14 protein-coding genes are annotated in these 15,927 nt (G+C 63.3%); 6 read left to right on the forward strand and 8 right to left on the reverse strand.

Translation table 11 applies throughout. The features are described from left to right. On the reverse strand, positions 1-733 hold a 733-nt coding region (locus RMN95_RS10630), incomplete at its 3' end, for a DUF1353 domain-containing protein (protein WP_309616891.1). Between the two features lie 109 nt (positions 734-842). Between RMN95_RS10630 and RMN95_RS10635 the strand changes: the two genes are divergently transcribed. Further along, the gene (locus RMN95_RS10635; RefSeq protein WP_309616892.1) at positions 843-1,412 is read left to right on the forward strand and encodes a helix-turn-helix domain-containing protein; all 570 of its coding nucleotides are present in this window, start codon (positions 843-845) and stop codon (positions 1,410-1,412) included. Positions 1,413-1,612: 200 nt separating this feature from the next. On the opposite strand, the gene RMN95_RS10640 is transcribed toward RMN95_RS10635, so the two are convergent. The 3 genes from RMN95_RS10640 to RMN95_RS10650 are packed head-to-tail and all read right to left on the reverse strand — an operon-like array spanning position 1,613 to position 4,952. Further along, positions 1,613-3,442: an FAD-binding protein gene (locus RMN95_RS10640; protein WP_309616893.1), complete on the reverse strand. Its 1,830-nt coding sequence runs from the start codon at positions 3,440-3,442 to the stop codon at positions 1,613-1,615. After that, positions 3,439-4,122 (reverse strand): lysophospholipid acyltransferase family protein, encoded by a 684-nt coding sequence (locus RMN95_RS10645; RefSeq protein ID WP_309616894.1) that lies wholly within the window; start codon positions 4,120-4,122, stop codon positions 3,439-3,441. Before RMN95_RS10645 ends, RMN95_RS10640 begins: the two co-directional genes overlap by 4 nt. An 8-nt stretch (positions 4,123-4,130) precedes the next feature. Next, complete coding sequence (locus RMN95_RS10650) at positions 4,131-4,952, reverse strand: SDR family oxidoreductase (RefSeq protein ID WP_309616895.1); 822 nt, start codon at positions 4,950-4,952, stop codon at positions 4,131-4,133. An 83-nt stretch (positions 4,953-5,035) separates the two neighbouring features. Between RMN95_RS10650 and RMN95_RS10655 the strand changes: the two genes are divergently transcribed. From RMN95_RS10655 to RMN95_RS10665, 3 genes are all read left to right on the forward strand, one after another. Beyond that, positions 5,036-5,854, forward strand: a complete 819-nt coding sequence (locus RMN95_RS10655) for a hypothetical protein (RefSeq protein WP_309616896.1) — start codon at positions 5,036-5,038, stop codon at positions 5,852-5,854. Positions 5,855-6,015: 161 nt separating this feature from the next. Continuing rightward, complete coding sequence (locus RMN95_RS10660; protein ID WP_397545136.1) at positions 6,016-8,334, forward strand: SDR family oxidoreductase; 2,319 nt, start codon at positions 6,016-6,018, stop codon at positions 8,332-8,334. Between the two features lie 18 nt (positions 8,335-8,352). Next, positions 8,353-9,153: a ferritin-like domain-containing protein gene (locus tag RMN95_RS10665; protein WP_309616898.1), complete on the forward strand. Its 801-nt coding sequence runs from the start codon at positions 8,353-8,355 to the stop codon at positions 9,151-9,153. A 31-nt stretch (positions 9,154-9,184) separates the two neighbouring features. Here the strand turns inward: RMN95_RS10665 and RMN95_RS10670 are convergent, their stop codons facing one another. After that, a complete protein-coding gene (locus RMN95_RS10670; RefSeq protein ID WP_309616899.1) occupies positions 9,185-10,678 on the reverse strand; it encodes an APC family permease in 1,494 nt (497 codons plus the stop codon). A 145-nt stretch (positions 10,679-10,823) separates the two neighbouring features. On the opposite strand from RMN95_RS10670, the gene RMN95_RS10675 reads away from it, so the two are divergent. Then, on the forward strand, positions 10,824-11,633 hold the full coding sequence (locus RMN95_RS10675; protein ID WP_309616900.1) for an acetoacetate decarboxylase family protein: 810 nt from the start codon (positions 10,824-10,826) through the stop codon (positions 11,631-11,633). A gap of 22 nt (positions 11,634-11,655) precedes the next feature. Here the strand turns inward: RMN95_RS10675 and RMN95_RS10680 are convergent, their stop codons facing one another. Then, positions 11,656-12,999 carry a glutamine synthetase family protein gene (locus RMN95_RS10680; protein ID WP_309616901.1) on the reverse strand — a complete coding sequence of 448 codons (1,344 nt, stop codon included), beginning with the start codon at positions 12,997-12,999 and terminating at the stop codon, positions 11,656-11,658. Positions 13,000-13,054: 55 nt separating this feature from the next. Between RMN95_RS10680 and RMN95_RS10685 the strand changes: the two genes are divergently transcribed. Further along, positions 13,055-13,765: a type 1 glutamine amidotransferase gene (locus tag RMN95_RS10685; protein ID WP_309616902.1), complete on the forward strand. Its 711-nt coding sequence runs from the start codon at positions 13,055-13,057 to the stop codon at positions 13,763-13,765. On the opposite strand, the gene RMN95_RS10690 is transcribed toward RMN95_RS10685, so the two are convergent. Beyond that, entirely contained in the window at positions 13,762-15,132 is a 1,371-nt protein-coding gene (locus tag RMN95_RS10690) for an aminotransferase class V-fold PLP-dependent enzyme (RefSeq protein WP_309616903.1), read from the reverse strand. The two genes, RMN95_RS10685 and RMN95_RS10690, sit on opposite strands and share 4 nt — an antisense overlap. Further along, positions 15,129-15,927: cytochrome P450 (locus RMN95_RS10695; protein WP_309616904.1), on the reverse strand; the 799-nt coding region annotated here is incomplete at its 5' end. The genes RMN95_RS10695 and RMN95_RS10690, both read right to left, overlap by 4 nt.

Here is a 15,927-nt window from a genome sequence, read left to right on the forward strand (position 1 = left end):
GCGAACCCTTGCCCCTTGGCAGGTCGACGATGAGCCAGACGATATTCTCGATGGCCAGGTATGGCAGGTATGCGGCGACCTGGAGCACCGCGACCGGCAGCAACAGTGCCCCGGCGAAACTTGCCCACACCAGCAGCCGCCACCGCTTGCCAGCGATCGCACTCGTCGCCAGCGGCAGTAGCGCCAGCGAGATTCCCCAGCCCGGCGCGCCCCACACCAGTGCGACGATGGTGCCGACCACCACGAGACCCAGCCCGAGAAGACCCAGGGCCAACAGGGCGATGAATCGCGGCACCGAGTGCTTCTGGTAGCGCTCGAACGACACGAACATCCACATCAGCCAGGCACGAAATGGCGCAACTCCGAGCTCGCGCAACCCGAGGCGAAACGCCAGATCCACTCTCTCTCGCTCCGCGAGTGACACGACGGCGCCAAGCCCCGATTCACGCACCCGCCAGCTCTCACTGTCGTGCACCACCGCGGGCGCCGTCTGCCTGCCATAGGAGGCAATCAGACTCCAGAAGATGACGGGAACGGAGGCGAGGTCGGTGCGATTGCCGCGTTTCGGGTCGATATCGGGGGTGTGGGCCTCGGCCCAGGTCGTCGCCTCCGGAGGTGCGCCGGGTTCACGGTATCCAATTCGCTCGCGCAACTGGAACGTCGGCGCTGTCACCGGAACCTGGCCAAGTTCGATCGTGCACAGCGGGCGGCCGGTGGTGTCGACAAATGGCATGGGGCTCCCTGGTCGTTGGAATCGGAGGGCGACGAGGCTGGAGTTGAACACCGCTCCCGCCCGTATCATGGCAGTACCCGCGACCAATCGGCAGGACTGAGGTGACGTGATGACCCAGGCTCCGCCCGTTCGTGTGCCGCGGCATCCCGAAGTGGACGGTCGAATATTCGGCGCGGCGCTCGACATCCTGCGCAGCCGCGGACCCCTTGCGGTCAGCGTCGAGTCTGTTTCTGCGGCATCCGGTGTGGCGAAAACGACCATCTACCGGCGCTACGAAAACCGCGAATCCCTGCTCACCGCCGCCATCAACTCGGCGGCGACGTCGGTGGTGTTTCCGACCGGGCTGACCGCGCAGGATTCGCTGCGCTGGGTGTTGCGCCACGCAAGCGACACGATCGAAAATGTCGTCGGCCGCGGAACCGTCGCCGCCGTGATCATGAACGAAGATCCGCACTTCACTCAACTACTGCTCGGGATGATCCGTGGCTCGACCCAGGCGCTCCGTGACGATTTGCGGGAACGGGCCCGTGCGGGCGAGATCAACCGGAATGTGGATATCGAGCTCGCCATGAGCATCCTGCTCGGCGTTGTCGTGGCCGAACTGATCAGGGGCCGCACGACGGATGAGGCGTGGGTCGACTCCGTGCTCGCCCTGCTCTGGCCGGCCTTTGCGGTCTGACAGTTCGCTTCACGAGCTCAGGCCTGCCACGCTGCCGGCGTGAGCGCTCTTCGGCGCGGCGAAGGCCCCCACGGCGGCCGAGACTCCAGCCGTTACGCAATCCCTCAATCCGGACGTAAGAACTGGAGTTTCGGAGCAACTTACCGACGGCGCGGGGGCTGCCGTGCCGGTGCCTCGGGGCGCTGGAGCCGACCCCCGCGCTACTTCGCCTTGGCGGGCTTCGCTGCGGCGGGCTTCACCGCAGCGGGCTTCCGCACCGCGGGCTTCACCGCGGCGGGCTTCCGCACCGTTGGCTTCCGCACAGTAGGTTTCCGCGCCGCGGGCGCTGTCACCGGCGCTGTCGAGCTCGGCAGGATCTTACCGGGGTTGAAGTTGCTGCCCGGGTCGGCGCTTTCGAACAGCCCGGTCATGATCTTCACGCCCTGGGCCGAGATGTCTTCGGTGAGCCAGGGCGAATGCTCCAGCCCCACACCATGGTGATGAGAAATGGTCGCGTGATTGTCAACAAACGCCTGCTGGATAGCGTTTTTCACCAGGTTGTACTCCGCGATCGGGTCGTCACCGAACGTGAACGCGAAGGTGAAGTAGAGACACGCACCCGAATGGTACGAGTGGGACATGTGGCTCATGATCCAGCCGCCGTTGCCGAGCTTCTCGTAGGCATCGTTGGCCGCGGCATACACGGCCTCGTGCACCTGAACGAGCTTCGACCATGGTGCTGCGGTCTCCGACACGTCACCTGCGGCACCCATGTCGAGCAGGAAATCCCGCAGGTACGGGGTGTCAAATTTCTTTTGGTCGTACAGGATGCCGGGCCCGGTGCCCACGCCCATTCCGCCGTGCTTTCTGACGATGGCGTCGACGAGCGACTTCTGGCGCTTCGCGTGCGAGACACTTCCCTCGAAACCGATGAAGGAGAGGCAGATGTCGTCCAGGTTCCAGCCCTTGGCCTTCATGATGCCTGGCAATGCCGATTCGGCCATGAATTTCGACACCCCCTTGCGATCCTTCGAGGTGGCCAGCGAGAAAGCGGTCTCGCGGGAGTCAGAAATTCTGGTGATGGATGGCGCAGCATCCGACTCACTAATGGCCTGCATGGTCGCGATTCCGGTCTTCCAGTTGGGGAAGAAATAGGCGTACACGTCTCGCTTCTCCGGAACGCGGTGCACCTGCACCGTCACCTCGGTGATGACACCGAGTCGACCTTCGCTGCCGAGAATCATCTCGCGCACACTCGGGCCGCTCGACGTCGACGGGAGCGGCCGAAGCACCAGCACACCGCCGGGACGCACCACGCGCATGCCACGCGCGATATCGGCGATGTCGCCATATTTATCTGATTGCATCCCGGAGGAGCGAGTCGCGACCCAACCTCCCACGGTGGAATGGGTGAAACTGTCGGGAAAATGGCCGATGGTCCAGCCCTGCTTATTGAGCTGTTCCTCGAGATCGGGCCCCTGGGATCCGGCCTGGATTCGGGCCAGCCCTGACTCCACGTCGATGTCGATGACCCGGCGCAGGCGCCCGAGGTCGAGCGACACGATCGTGCGGCGCTCGGCGGGGATCGGCTCGAGACTGCCGCCGATGTTACTGCCGCCGCCGAAGGGAATGATGACGGCGTTGGCCGTGACGGCGGCATCCACTATCCGCTGGATCTCGGCCTCATCTGCCGGATAGATGACGACGTCGGGGCTGCGCAGGATCGCGTTGCCCCGAACCCGAATCAGATCCCGGATGCTCTTGCCATAGGTATGCACCACGCGCGCCATGTCATCCGTGCTGACGTTTCCGGCCCCAACGATTGCCGTCAGCGTGTTGATGAAGTCGTCGCTGGCGGTGCTGGCCGGAACGTTGAGTTCATCGAACGAGGGCTCCCCCGCCCGCTCGGCGGTATCGAGGTCGAGCCCGACCGCGAACTTCACAAACGGCGCGAAACCGGGCTTGTCTTCGTGGTGGAATCCCACGCCGTCAATACCCCAGCCCCACCACTTCATGTGACGGACTGAATCCCTGTCTGCAACCTCGTTCATTTGATTCCCTTCTGAGCGCGCACCGGCATCGGTTGCACCGTTTCATGCAGGCGACGTACCTCGCCTGAGAGTCGCTGGGAGAACTGCTCGGCAGTCTCGTCGTCCTGGGGGAGCATCGGGGCTCCGAACACAATGGTCACGGGATATCTGCCGCGCAGTGGCCAGTTGACCCCGCGCGGCATAGCGGCACTCGCGCCGACGAGGGCGATGGGCAGGCACGGCACCTTCGTCGCCATGGACAAGGCCGCTGCACCCGGTTTGAATCGGCCCATCTCGCCATACTTCGAACGCCCACCCTCGGGAAAAATAAGCAGCGGAACTTTGCGTTCGAGAAGCGCCCTGGATGATCCGGACCTCTTGCCCTCGGAGTTGCGCTCAATCGCGAACGCGTTGAAAAAAAGCGTCGTAAGCCATTTGCGCCACTGCACATCGAAGAAGTAGTCGGCCGCGGCTCCGGCGGCAAGATAGCGCGAGAGCCGCCGGGGAAGTCCACCGATGACCAGCGGCGCATCCAGATGACTGGAATGATTTGCCACCGCGATGTAGGGCGCATCGAGCGACCTGATCTGGTCCTGCCCGCGGATGCTCACCCTCACGAGCCGCCACACGACAGGCCTGAGGATGCCGCGTTGCGCAACGAAACGAACCCCGGCGACGCCGCTGGAGGTGAATCGGTCCATCGCCCTGCTCACGAGTTGTCGGCCTTCATGACCTGAGGTTCGGAGCCCTCGCCCGGTTGGGCGGCGTCAGATCTACCCGAGGAAATCCTGGACGAGATCCAGTGGATTGCGGATCTCGGCGCGTGCCGGGCAAACCACCCGAGTATGCGGTAGCGAACAGTCGGTATGGAGATGACCCTGCCTCGCCGTGCATCGCGCAACGCCGCACGCACCACAGTGTCTGGTTCGATCCACAGGAATCCTGGAAGTGAGCTGCGGCGCACCCCCGCGCGCTCGTGCCATTCGGTTCTGACCCAGCCGGGCAGCACTGCGGTCACGGTCACTCCTGTTCCGCGAAGTTCACCGGAGAGACTTTCGCTGAACGCGGTAACCCACGCCTTGATGGCGGCATACGAGCCTGTAGTGAGGTACGTCTGCAGGCTCGAAATATTGATGATAATACCGCCGCGACCCTTCATTGATCGCCCCGCAGCACCGCCAAGCACCAGCACGGCTCGACACATAACGTCGAAGGCATGCTCGTGCTGGGACGGGTCGACCGACGTTAGTGGGGCATGCAGCCCGAACCCGGCATTGTTGATGACGATATCGAGCGGGCGCTGCGCGTCGTCGATACGAGTAGCAACGCGAGCGACATCTGCGCGCTGGGCGAGGTCTGCGATGATGGTTTCGACATTGATGCCTGAATTGGCATGTAACTCTGCGGCCATCGCGTCGAGCCGGTCGGAATTGCGTGCAACCAGCACCAGATCGTACCCGCGGGCAGCAAGATGCCGGGCAAATGCGGCACCAATGCCGGATGTGCCGCCCGTGATAAGAGCCGTTGCCATGTCCGCTACATTACGCTACGGGCTCCGTAGCGACGGGCGAGTACACTTGGCGGGATTGGTGCAGCACGATGGAGGTAGTTCGCATGCCGGAACGTAAAGAGGCTTCCGCGAACGGGGCGGTTGACATCATGCGATTTCCCGCTCCGGATTTTGACGTGCGGAACTATGCACGGGATGCCGCGGCCAGCCATCGCGATGAGCTCGGGCTCGACGGATACAAGTCCAACCCTCTCAGCACCGAATCGTTGCGCCTGATTCGATACCTGCAAATTATCGAACGCGCCACCATGACCCACCTGCGCGGCGTTCTCGTGACAGCCACCCACAAAGACGCCAGAATCACCGCCTTTCTTACCACTTGGGCGTTCGAGAAATACTGGATCGCCGATGCATTCGAGCAGATTGGCCTGGCACACCAGCCGGTGGGCACCGACGTTGACCGTGCGCCGTTCATCACGCCGGTGGAGCGCACAATTCGGGAGGCCATCTACGCCAACATCGTCGGGCTGCCGATGATTGCCGTGCACATGACGCTCGGCACCATTGACACCTGGTTGAGCCAGGCCGCGTACCGTCGGCTTATCTCCCTCGAGCCACACCCACAGTTGACAAAAACGGTCAATAAGTTTCTTGCGCTGAAAGATCGCCAGCTCGCGTTTTTCGAACCCCAGGCGCGGTACCGTCTCACCGAATCGGCTCAGGCTCGCACCATCACACGGCGCAGGCTGGTCAAGACCCCATGGCCGATCGGTGCGAAAGCCGAACCGGCACACGAGACCGAATATTTCTTCGAGTGGCTCTTCGGATCTGCCCGGGAACTGATCAGTGAGCTCGACGCTCGCATTGATACCCTCCCCGGCCAGTCCGGGCTCTCTCTTATCGGAAAGGCCGCCAGGCTGTGACCACCACACGCAAGACGACCACCGCAGCGAAAGCTGCAGCACCCAAGACCCCGCGCGCGCGCACTACCCCTGCCGCCTCTGTTGCTGCCGGGGCGGCCGCAACACAGGGGCCTGCGAAGCGCAAGACGAGGGCTGCCCCTGCCACTGCGACACCCGCGGGAGTGCTCACCAACGAGCACGTGTTTATCACCGGAGGCACCGGTTTCGTTGGACAGGCCCTCCTCGAGAGGCTTCTGTCGTCGCATCCGACAACCCGGATGACGTTGCTCGTGCGCGGAAAGGGCAATCTTTCCGGCCAGGATCGGCTCACGGGTCTGCTGCGCAAGCCGGTGTTCAAGAAGTGGATCGAGGAGGTCGGCGAGGAAGAGGCCCACCGCCAGTTCGCCCAGCGTGTAACGGCTCACGAGGGCAGCCTGGGCGACGTGGGCACGCTTGCCGATGACATCGACGTGGTCATCCACAGCGCATCCACCGTGTCGTTCGATCCACCGATAGACGAAGCTTTCGACACCAACGTCGGTGGCGCCCACGGCGTGTACGGCGCCCTGCTGGCGAGCGGGAGCACCCCGCATGTAGTGCACATCTCGACCGCGTATGTCGGGGGCATTCGCAAGGGCATCGCCCCCGAGGCATCCCTCACCCATACCGTCGACTGGCGCGCCGAATATGACGCCGCGAAATCAGCCAGGATCCGCGTCGAACTCGAATCACGCCAGCCCGAAGCCCTGCGAGCACAACTGGCCATCGCGAGGGCACGACATGGCAAAACCGGTCCGCAGGCCGTCGCCGGCTTCGCCGAAACCGCCCGCACCGAATGGGTGAGCGAGCGCCTCGTTGACTACGGACGCACCCGTGCCGAAAGTCTGGGCTGGACCGACGTCTACACGTTGACCAAGGCCTTTGCCGAGCGTGCGGCAGAAGAGTTGTGGGCCCAGTCAGGTCACCGCCTCTCGATTGTGCGGCCGTCCATCATCGAAAGTTCGCTGCACCATCCGTTCCCTGGGTGGATTGACGGCTATAAGGTCGCTGACCCGCTGATCATCGCCTACGGCCGTGGTCAGTTGCCCGATTTCCCGGGGCTGCCCGACTCGATTCTCGACGTCATCCCGGTCGATTTCGTGGTGAATGCCGCACTCGCGGTGGCCGCCCGCGATGCCAAGCCAAACGAACCCAAGTACTACCACGTGAGTTCCGGGGCCAGCAATCCGCTGCCGTTCCACCGCATGTACGAGAACGTCAACCGGTATTTCACCGAGAACCCTTTGCCCGACGGCACCGGACACATCACCGTTCCGCTGTGGCGATTCCCCGGCGGTGTCAGGGTCGAGAACGCCCTGGCTCGCAAAGAGAAGCAGGCAGCCTCGGCCGAGCGACTGATCGAACGCCTCCCCACCACTCCCCGCACTCGAACCTGGCTCGACACCGTCACCAAGGGCAAGCACGGGTTGCAAAAACTCCGAGCGTTCACGGAGTTGTATCGCGCCTACGTGCAGACCGAGATCATCTTCGACGACACCAACACTCGTGCGCTGTTCCTGTCGCTGCCCAAGGATGTGCAGAAGAACGAGGGATTCGATGTCACCGAGATTGACTGGGAGGACTACTTCCAGAAGGTGCACTTCCCCGCCGTCACCACCCTGACCCGCGCGTTCGGCAAGCGACCTGCGGCCAGGGAACGCGCCACCCACGCCCTGCCGCCACGCTCCGACGTGGTCGCCATCTTCGATCTTGAGGGAACCGTCCTTGAGTCGAACCTCGTGAAGCAGTACCTCCTACTATGGTCTGGCAGCGTGCCGCGCAAGCGAGTCGCCCACGACCTGGCCAACTTCACGTTCTCACTGCCCAGATATCTTCGCGCCGAGCGCCGGGACCGCGGTGAGTTCATCCGCACCTTTATGCGCCGCTACAACGGCTTCAAAGTCAGCGAAATCCGGGGCCTCGTGCAGGGAAGTTTCGGGCGGGCAATGCTGCGACGCGCACTTCCTGATGCTCTTCGGCGGGTACAGGAACACCGCGACGCAGGCCATCGCACGGTGCTTGTGACGGGCACGATCGACCTGATGGTAGAGCCGTTCCTGCCCTACTTCGATGAGGTCGTCGCCGGAAGCATGCACGAGCGCGACGGTGTGCTAACCGGTTTTCTCGCGGATCCACCCCTGGTGGACGAGGCCCGCGCCGCGTGGTTGCGTCACTACGCCGCGAAGAATGGATTCGACCTCGAGCATTCCTACGGCTACGGCGACAGCCACGCCGACCTGGTATGGCTGCAGCTTCTCGGCAACCCGAGCGTCGTCAACCCCGACATCAGCCTCTATCGACACGCGATGGAGAAGCACTGGAACGTGCTCGACTGGAAACGCGGTTCCGCGACATCCAAGCCTATAGTGCCCAGGTCTACGAACCACCCTGTAGTCACACCCGAAACCGCACCACGTCCAGCAGATTCGACCAGCACGGAAGGAGTCGGGCAGCCCTCCTAGGCCCGCCCGCGGTATCCCATGGCATTTGATATCGACAAATACACCTCCACCTCAAAGAAGGTGGTCTGGGGCGACCTCGACTTCGACCAGTTCACGACGAACCCGCTGCCCGAGAGCACGCTGCGGAGCATCCGGTATATGGCCGATATCGAATATCACACGGTCTGTTACCTTCGCGACCTGCTGGTGACCCCATCCCATAAGGAGGCGGATGTCAGCGCGTTCATGACCATGTGGAATCGTGAGGAGTTCTGGCACGGCGAAGCGTTATCCGCAGTGCTCGCCGCCCACGGCGTGACACTCGACTTCGACCAGCTCAAGGCGACCCGGCTGAAGCTCGGCTGGAAAGACCGACTCGACCCGATCAAGCAGTCGCTGCTCGGCAACATCGTCGGTAAAGACTTCATCGCCGTTCACATGATCTGGGGCGCCGCCAATGAGTGGTCGGCCGTCGCCGCGTATAACCGGATGGCCGATCTGGAGCAGCACCCCGTGCTGGCCGAACTGCTGCGTCGCATCGCGAAGCAGGAGGCTCGACATGTGGCCTTCTACGCCACGCAGGCTCGAGAGCGACTGGGCAAGAGCAGGAAGGCTCAGATACTCGCCCGCTTCGCGCTCAAAAATGCGTGGGGGCCCGTCGGTTCAAGCGTGATGGATCCTGCCGAGGTCACTCATGTGATGGGGCACATCTTCGCCGGGCCCGAGGGCCTGCGCGAAATTCGCAAACTCGACGAGCACATTTCGCGGATGCCGGGCCTGGAGGGCCTCACCATCGTCGAGAACTCGCTGCGCAATAAGTACGGCTACGTCGCGGCCTGATCGCCGGTGCGCGACAGCCCGGCGGTCTCGGTCAGGAGATCACGTCTCGCAGTAGTTGGTCATCTTCTGAGGTGCGGCGCATGCCAGACACCACGAATCCTACGGCGAGAAGCGCGAACGGAACGAGCACCAGCACCCAGCCGATGGCACTCATCGCCCACGGTGTGACTGTGGGGTCGACACCCTCCGCTGAGGTTCCCGCCAGGATCGCGAACCGTGACATCAGCAGGTACTCCCCCAGCACGAGGCCCACCAGCGCGAGGATGGGAGCGACCGTAGTTTGGAACACATTCTCGGAACCCCGGTTGCGGCGGAAAAATACGATCACCGAGACGCACACGAGAATTTCGATCAGGACAATCGCCAGCACCGCAAGCCCGCTAAACCAGCTGAACAGGGCCAGGAACGGGTCGAGCTGGGTGACCGCAAACACGACGATGATGATGCCCGAAATGACGGACGTCAGAATCGAGGCAGTGCCGGGTGCTCCGCGGCGATTCGTGGTGGAAAGCACTTTTGGCAGGATGCCCCCGCGCGCCATCGCGAAGAAATATCGGGACGCCGCATTCTGGAATGCGAGCAGTCCCGCAAAAAGGCTCGACAGCACGAGAATGCTCATGACGGTACCAAGCCAGCCACCGACGTACTGCGCAGCCAGGCTGAATAGCACCCCGGCCGGATTGACCAGGCCCTCGGAAAGCTCAAGAGTCTTATCAACGACGACCGATGATCCCATTCCGGTCACCATGGCAAAGGAGGTCACTGCGAACAGTACGGTGATGACGATCACCGCGAGATAGGTGGCTCGAGGCACGACCTTCTTGGGCTCTTTCGACTCCTCGCCATAGATCGCTGTCGCCTCGAATCCGATGAACGAGGCGAAGGCGAAGGCGAATGCGATGCCCGCTGAGCCAGCCAATCCTCCGATCAGGATTCGGTCCGGTGCGAACGACGCCGCGACATTGAGGCCCTCCGGCCCACCGTCGGCGAGGATGGCAACCGAGACGATCAGCAACGACGCCAGTTCGAAGATCATCAGCACTCCGAGGACTTTGGCACCAACATCCACGCTCAGCAATGAAAGTGCTGTGACCGCCAGCCAGGCCAGCAGCGACCACGCCCACCACGGCAGCAGGCCAAACTGCGCCGCTACGACGGCACCAAAGAAGCCGTAAATGGCCAGCTGCACGGCGACGTAGGCCAGGATCGACACGAATGCCGAGGCAATGCCTGCGTGGCGGCCGAGCCCGCGGCCGATGTAGGCGAAGAAAGCCCCGGCGTTGGTCACCCGCTGACTCATCGCGGCGTACCCCACGCTGAACAGCAGCAGGGTGATGCCGACGACGAGATAGGCGCCTGGCGCCGCTGCCCCGTTCCCGAGCACGATGGCGACAGGTACGGCCCCGGTCATGCCTACTAGCGGGGCGGCGGCAGCGACGACAAAAAAGACAATGCCGACGACGCCAAGCCTGCCTTTTCGCAGGCCCTCGGTCGTGCTGTCGGTTTCGGGTGCGGTTCGCGACATGGTGACACTCCTCGTTGAGTTCATACGTCTGAGATCGTTCGGGTACGCACAATCTGAGTACACCTTGGCGAATGGTGCTTATGCGCGTCAAGGCTTTCAGTCATTTGGATGCGAACAAAGTTGCTGCGGGCTACACTCTGGCCCTATGACCGAATTGCACGGATTCCTTCCTCCTCTCACCCCTCGAGGCTCCAGCGCGCTCGTGCCACCCATGCCGTGGCACTACTCCGGCACCCTTCTGACCGTCGAATACCTCACTGATCCAGGCAATGTGAGGGCCATCCTGCCTGCCGATATCGACCTCGCTCCTGACCGGCCCGGCGCCGTGGCCATTATCTGGGCTGATTGGCAATCGTGCAGCGAGGGCGGGCTGGAACTGCTCGACCCGGTGCGAGCCCAATACCTCGAAGCGTTTGTCGTGGTTCGGTGCTCCTATCAAGGCGTGATCTACAGCCGCTGTGTCGCCATCTGGGTCACCAAGGACTTCGCAATGGGTCGTGGTTGGTTCCAGGGGTACCCGAAGAAGTTGGGTTCCGTGCACGTTACGCGGGTGTTCTCGCACGGAAAGGCGGCTCCGAGACTCGAGCCTGGCGCGAAGCTCGGGGCATCGCTATCGGCCTACGACCATCGACTGGCGTCGGCGATCGTCACTCTGCGCGAGCCGTCAGAGTCCAACGGCTTCGTCAACGGGCATCGAATGCTGCACAACCGATTCATGCCGTCGATAAGCCGGGACCAGGGCCTCTCACTCGACCAACTCGTGACGATGGGCGGCGCGGATGCGGATCTCGGGCCAGCATGGAGCGGGGACGCCGAACTGACTCTGGCCGACTCCCCCTGGGACGAGTTGCACTCCATCCTTCCTGTCGACGAGATTCTCGGGGGCTATTATCGCGAGCTCGGAGTCACTTTCGCCGGGGGCGATCTCCTGGCCGACCGATCACGGCCGGTGTAGCCCCGCATCGTGGTGTGCCCGCTCAATAGTCGGAAATATACTCGTCCAGTTCCCACCGGGTCACGTCCCGGGTGGTGTGATCCGTGGTCGCCGCTCGGTAGCGCTCGACCTCGTCCCGCTTCAGCATCATGAACACGTCCACGATGGGCGCCCCGAGGATCGCCCGCATGGCATCGTTGCCGCCGAGAGCATCGAGAGCCTCCTCCAGCGTCGTGGGCAGCACCGCCGCGGCGGCATCCTCGTATGCCCAGCCCACGCACGGGGCAGGTGCCATCCGGTTATGTCTGATGCCATCGAGCCCTGCCGCCAGGATCGCGGCGGTCAGTAGGTACGGATTCGCCGCTCCGTCGCCGAGTCGGATTTCAAGCCGGGTTCCCGCTCCCCGCTCCGGAGGTACGCGCAGCATCGCACTCCGATTATCGTGGCCCCAATTGGCGCGGTACGGGGCGAGCGTGTCTGGTCCGAGGCGCTTATAGGCGTTAACCGTGGGGTTGGTCACGGCCGACAGTGCCGCCGCGTTGTGCACGATTCCGGCAATCAGCTCGTGGGCGAGCGGTGACAACTCGCCGTCATCGCCGTGCATGAGGTTGTTACCGTCCGCATCGACGACGGAAAGGTGCAGGTGAAAACCGCTGCCGCCCTCATCAGTCCAGGGCTTGCCGAGGAAGGTGGCCAACTTGCCCTCGCGCGCCACAATGTCCTTCACCGCGGTCTTGAAGAGAAAACTCCGATCCGCCGCATCCATCGCCTCGCTGTGCCACAGGTTGATTTCGTACTGGGACGGGCTGAACTCGTGATTGCCGGCAAACACCCCGATATCCATCTGGTCGAGCATCCTGAGCAGATGGAGGAAAGTACCGTCCGGATCGACCCACGCCCCCGTCGTGTAGACCCGCCCGGTGCGGTGGATGGCGCGTTCCCAGCCCTCCTCGGTGACATTAGCGATGTAGAACTCGAGTTCCGGACCCACCACCGGGGTCAGTCCGAGCTCGGTGTACTGCTCAATCACTCGACGCAGGATGCCGCGGGGTGACAGTTCACTGGCCGTCCCATCCGGGTTGAGAGCGTCAGCGATGACAAAGGCCACTCCTGGCTCCCAGGGAAGCATCGTGACGGTGCTCGGGTCCAGCTCAGTGATCAGGTCCGGGAGCCCGGTCGACATGATCTCGTGGCCATCGAGCACGCCACCCTGGGTCGTAGTAACCCACACGCCCTGGCAGAATGCGGGGCTCTTCGTCTTTTCCAACTGGCTGACAAGCAGGTCTTTCGACCGAGTTATCCCGAGGATGTCGGCAAACACCAGCCGCACAACGTCGACGTTTTCCGAGTCGAGTTGGGCTCGTAGTGCAGAAAGATCGGTAGCCATAGTGTCCTTCCGACGAGATCGTTCGGCTATGAACGATTAGTGCGATACTAGACCGATGAGGGCCTTGTTCGTCCAGCACGATCACGTGAGTCCGACCGGACCTGTCTCTGATCGACTTCGCGAACGGGGCTTCCAGGTCGATGAGATCCTGGTGGTCGAACAGCGGAACTTCACGACACCGAATGTCGCATTCGAATTTCCGGACATCGACGGGTACGACGTGATTGTTCCCATGGGCGCGCCGTGGGGAGCATGGGATGACGCGTGCATCGGCAACTGGCTGTTGCCCGAGATCGCCTGGATACGGGCGGCGATCGATCGCGACATCCCGGTGCTCGGAATATGTTTCGGCGGTCAGCTCATGGCGCGAGCGCTGGGGGGCACGGTGACCAGGGCTCCTAAAGCCGAGATCGGCTGGACCTCGCTGCACACGGACGACGCCAGTCTCGTGCCATCCGGTCCATGGTTCCAGTTCCACTACGACCGGTGGACTGTTCCTCCAGGGGCGACCGAGCTTGCACGCAACTCCGCGGCATCCCAGGCGTTCACCTTCGGTAGAAGTCTCGCGCTACAGTTCCACCCTGAGTTGACCGCGAAAACCCTCCAGGGCTGGCTGGACGAGGGTGGGCAGTCCGAGGTCGTTGCGGACGGCCAGGATCCACACCTGCTGCTGGAGCATACCCGGGCAGAAGAACCGCTGGCGATCGCGCGTACCGTCTGTTTGGTTGACGCGTTTGTCGACCGGATTGCGCTGCTGGGCGCCTAACGCAGGCTCTGGAGTATCTCAATCACCCGCGCGGGGTCCGTCGCCGGGTTCACGAAGGCCAGCCGTAGCACGGTGCGATTGCGCCAGGTGGTCGGAATGCAGAACAGAGTCCCCTGCTCAGCAGTCTGCCTCGACCACTGCGCATAGTCGGCCGGTGACCAGCCGGGCCGGTCAAACAGCACGATGGACAGCTCTGGCTCGCAGACCAATCGCAGGTGATCCGAGGTTCGAATTGCGTCGGCCACGATACGGGATGAGGTGAGTGACGACTCGACAGCGTCCCGGTACCTGTCTGTGCCGTGAGTCGCAAGGCTGAACCAGAACGGGAGACCTCTCGCGCGACGCGTGAGCTGCAGAGCCATGTCGCTGGGGTTCCAGGACTCACGGTCGACATGATCGAGGTAGCTTGCATGCTGCGAATGCACTGATCGAGCCAGCTCCGGCTCGCGGTAGACGAGGGCGCAGCAGTCGTACGGTGCGAAGAGCCACTTATGAGGGTCGACGATAAAGCTGTCTGCCTGTTCGATGCCGTCAAACAGGTGTCGAACACTCGGTGCGGCAAGCCCAGCACCGCCATAGGCGCCGTCGACGTGCATCCACGCGCCAAATTCATGGGCGACAGCAGCGATGTCGGCAAGATCGTCGACCACGCCCTCGTTCGTCGTCCCCGCCGAGGCAACGACGGCGAATACTTCCGGATTGCCAAACAGGGTCGCCCGCAGGGCCGCTCCCGTGAGGTGACCCCTGGCGTCGACCGGCACGGAGACCACCTCGACGTCGAGGGCCTTCGCCGCCGACGCGATCGAGGAGTGCGCCGTAGCCGCGCACGCGAGCTTCCATCCCCCTGCCGGCCGTGCGCCCCGGCGCGTTCGGGCGGTCTCCCGAGCCGTCATCAGGGCAGACAGGTTTCCCGACGTCCCCCCGGAGACGAAGGTGCCACCCGAGGTGACGGGCCAGCCCAGGAGTCTCGTGATCCACGCAAGGGCGTCATTCTCCGCATGGATGGCGCCCGCACCGGCCTCCCAGAGACCACCAAAAATGTTTGCGGCGCTCGTGACGAAGTCGAAAGCGACGGCGGCGCGGGTGGGAGCGGCGGCGATATAGGCGAGGTTGTATGGATCGTCCTGCGATCTGGTCGCGGGTTCGAGAACCTCCCGGAACACCCGCAACGCCTGTTCCCCACCAATCCCCTCAGGGGTAACGGTCGGTCCGGCTGCCGCCGCGAGTGCGGACGCCGAGCGAGCGGTGGAGAGCGGATCGGTATGACGCACCACCCGCTGGGCTGCCCAGTTTATGGCCGCCTGCACGACAGCAGACTCGTCTCCCCAGACCGGATGGGAGTCGGCGAGAGCGTCGTCGACAGTCATGCCGTCTCGACCCGCACGGGGAATCGTTTGATGCCGTTGACGAAGTTGCTGCGGAGCCTTGACGCCTCGCCGGTTGCCGCAATCGCGCTGATCCGAGGGAGCAGGCTCTCGAACATGACGCGGATCTCAAGGCGTGCCAGCGCGTTACCCAGGCACATATGCGGCCCGCCACGGCCGAACGCCATGTGCTCGTTCGGGCTGCGGGTGACATCCATCTCATAGGGATTGGCGAACACCGCCGGGTCCCTGTTGCCTGCGGCGAACCACGTAACCACCTTGTCGCCCTGCTTTATCGCCTGACCATTGATCTCGGTGTCTCGGGTCGCGGTGCGTCGAAAGTGGTACACGGGGCTGGCGAGCCTGAGAAACTCCTCGACCGCCCACGGAATGAGCTCCGGCCGCTCCTGTAGCAGCGCGAGTTGGGTAGGGTTCTGCATCAGGTATCGCATCGAATGCGTGATGGTGTGACGGGTGGTCTCGTTGCCGGCCACGACGAGCAGGAGGAAATAGCTGTTGAAATCCCGCTCCGACAGGGGGATGCCGTCTTCCGGCACCTGGTTGACCAGTCGCGATACGAGGTCGGTACGTTCAGTTCCCCTGCGCTGCCCGGCGAGGTGACGGCCGTACTCGAACACCTCAAGCGCCGCAGGAGACCGAAACGGAAGCAGCCGGTACTTTTCACTCTCCTCCGAGTCGGCGAGCACGTCGGTGTGCTCGGGATCGGTGTTTCCGACCATCCGATTGCCCCAGTCGATGAGCTTGTAGATGTCGGCGTCGGGGACGTCGAGCATGCGG

The organism is Salinibacterium sp., from assembly GCF_031364185.1.
In the GTDB taxonomy this organism is placed as follows: Bacteria; Actinomycetota; Actinomycetes; order Actinomycetales; family Microbacteriaceae; genus Rhodoglobus.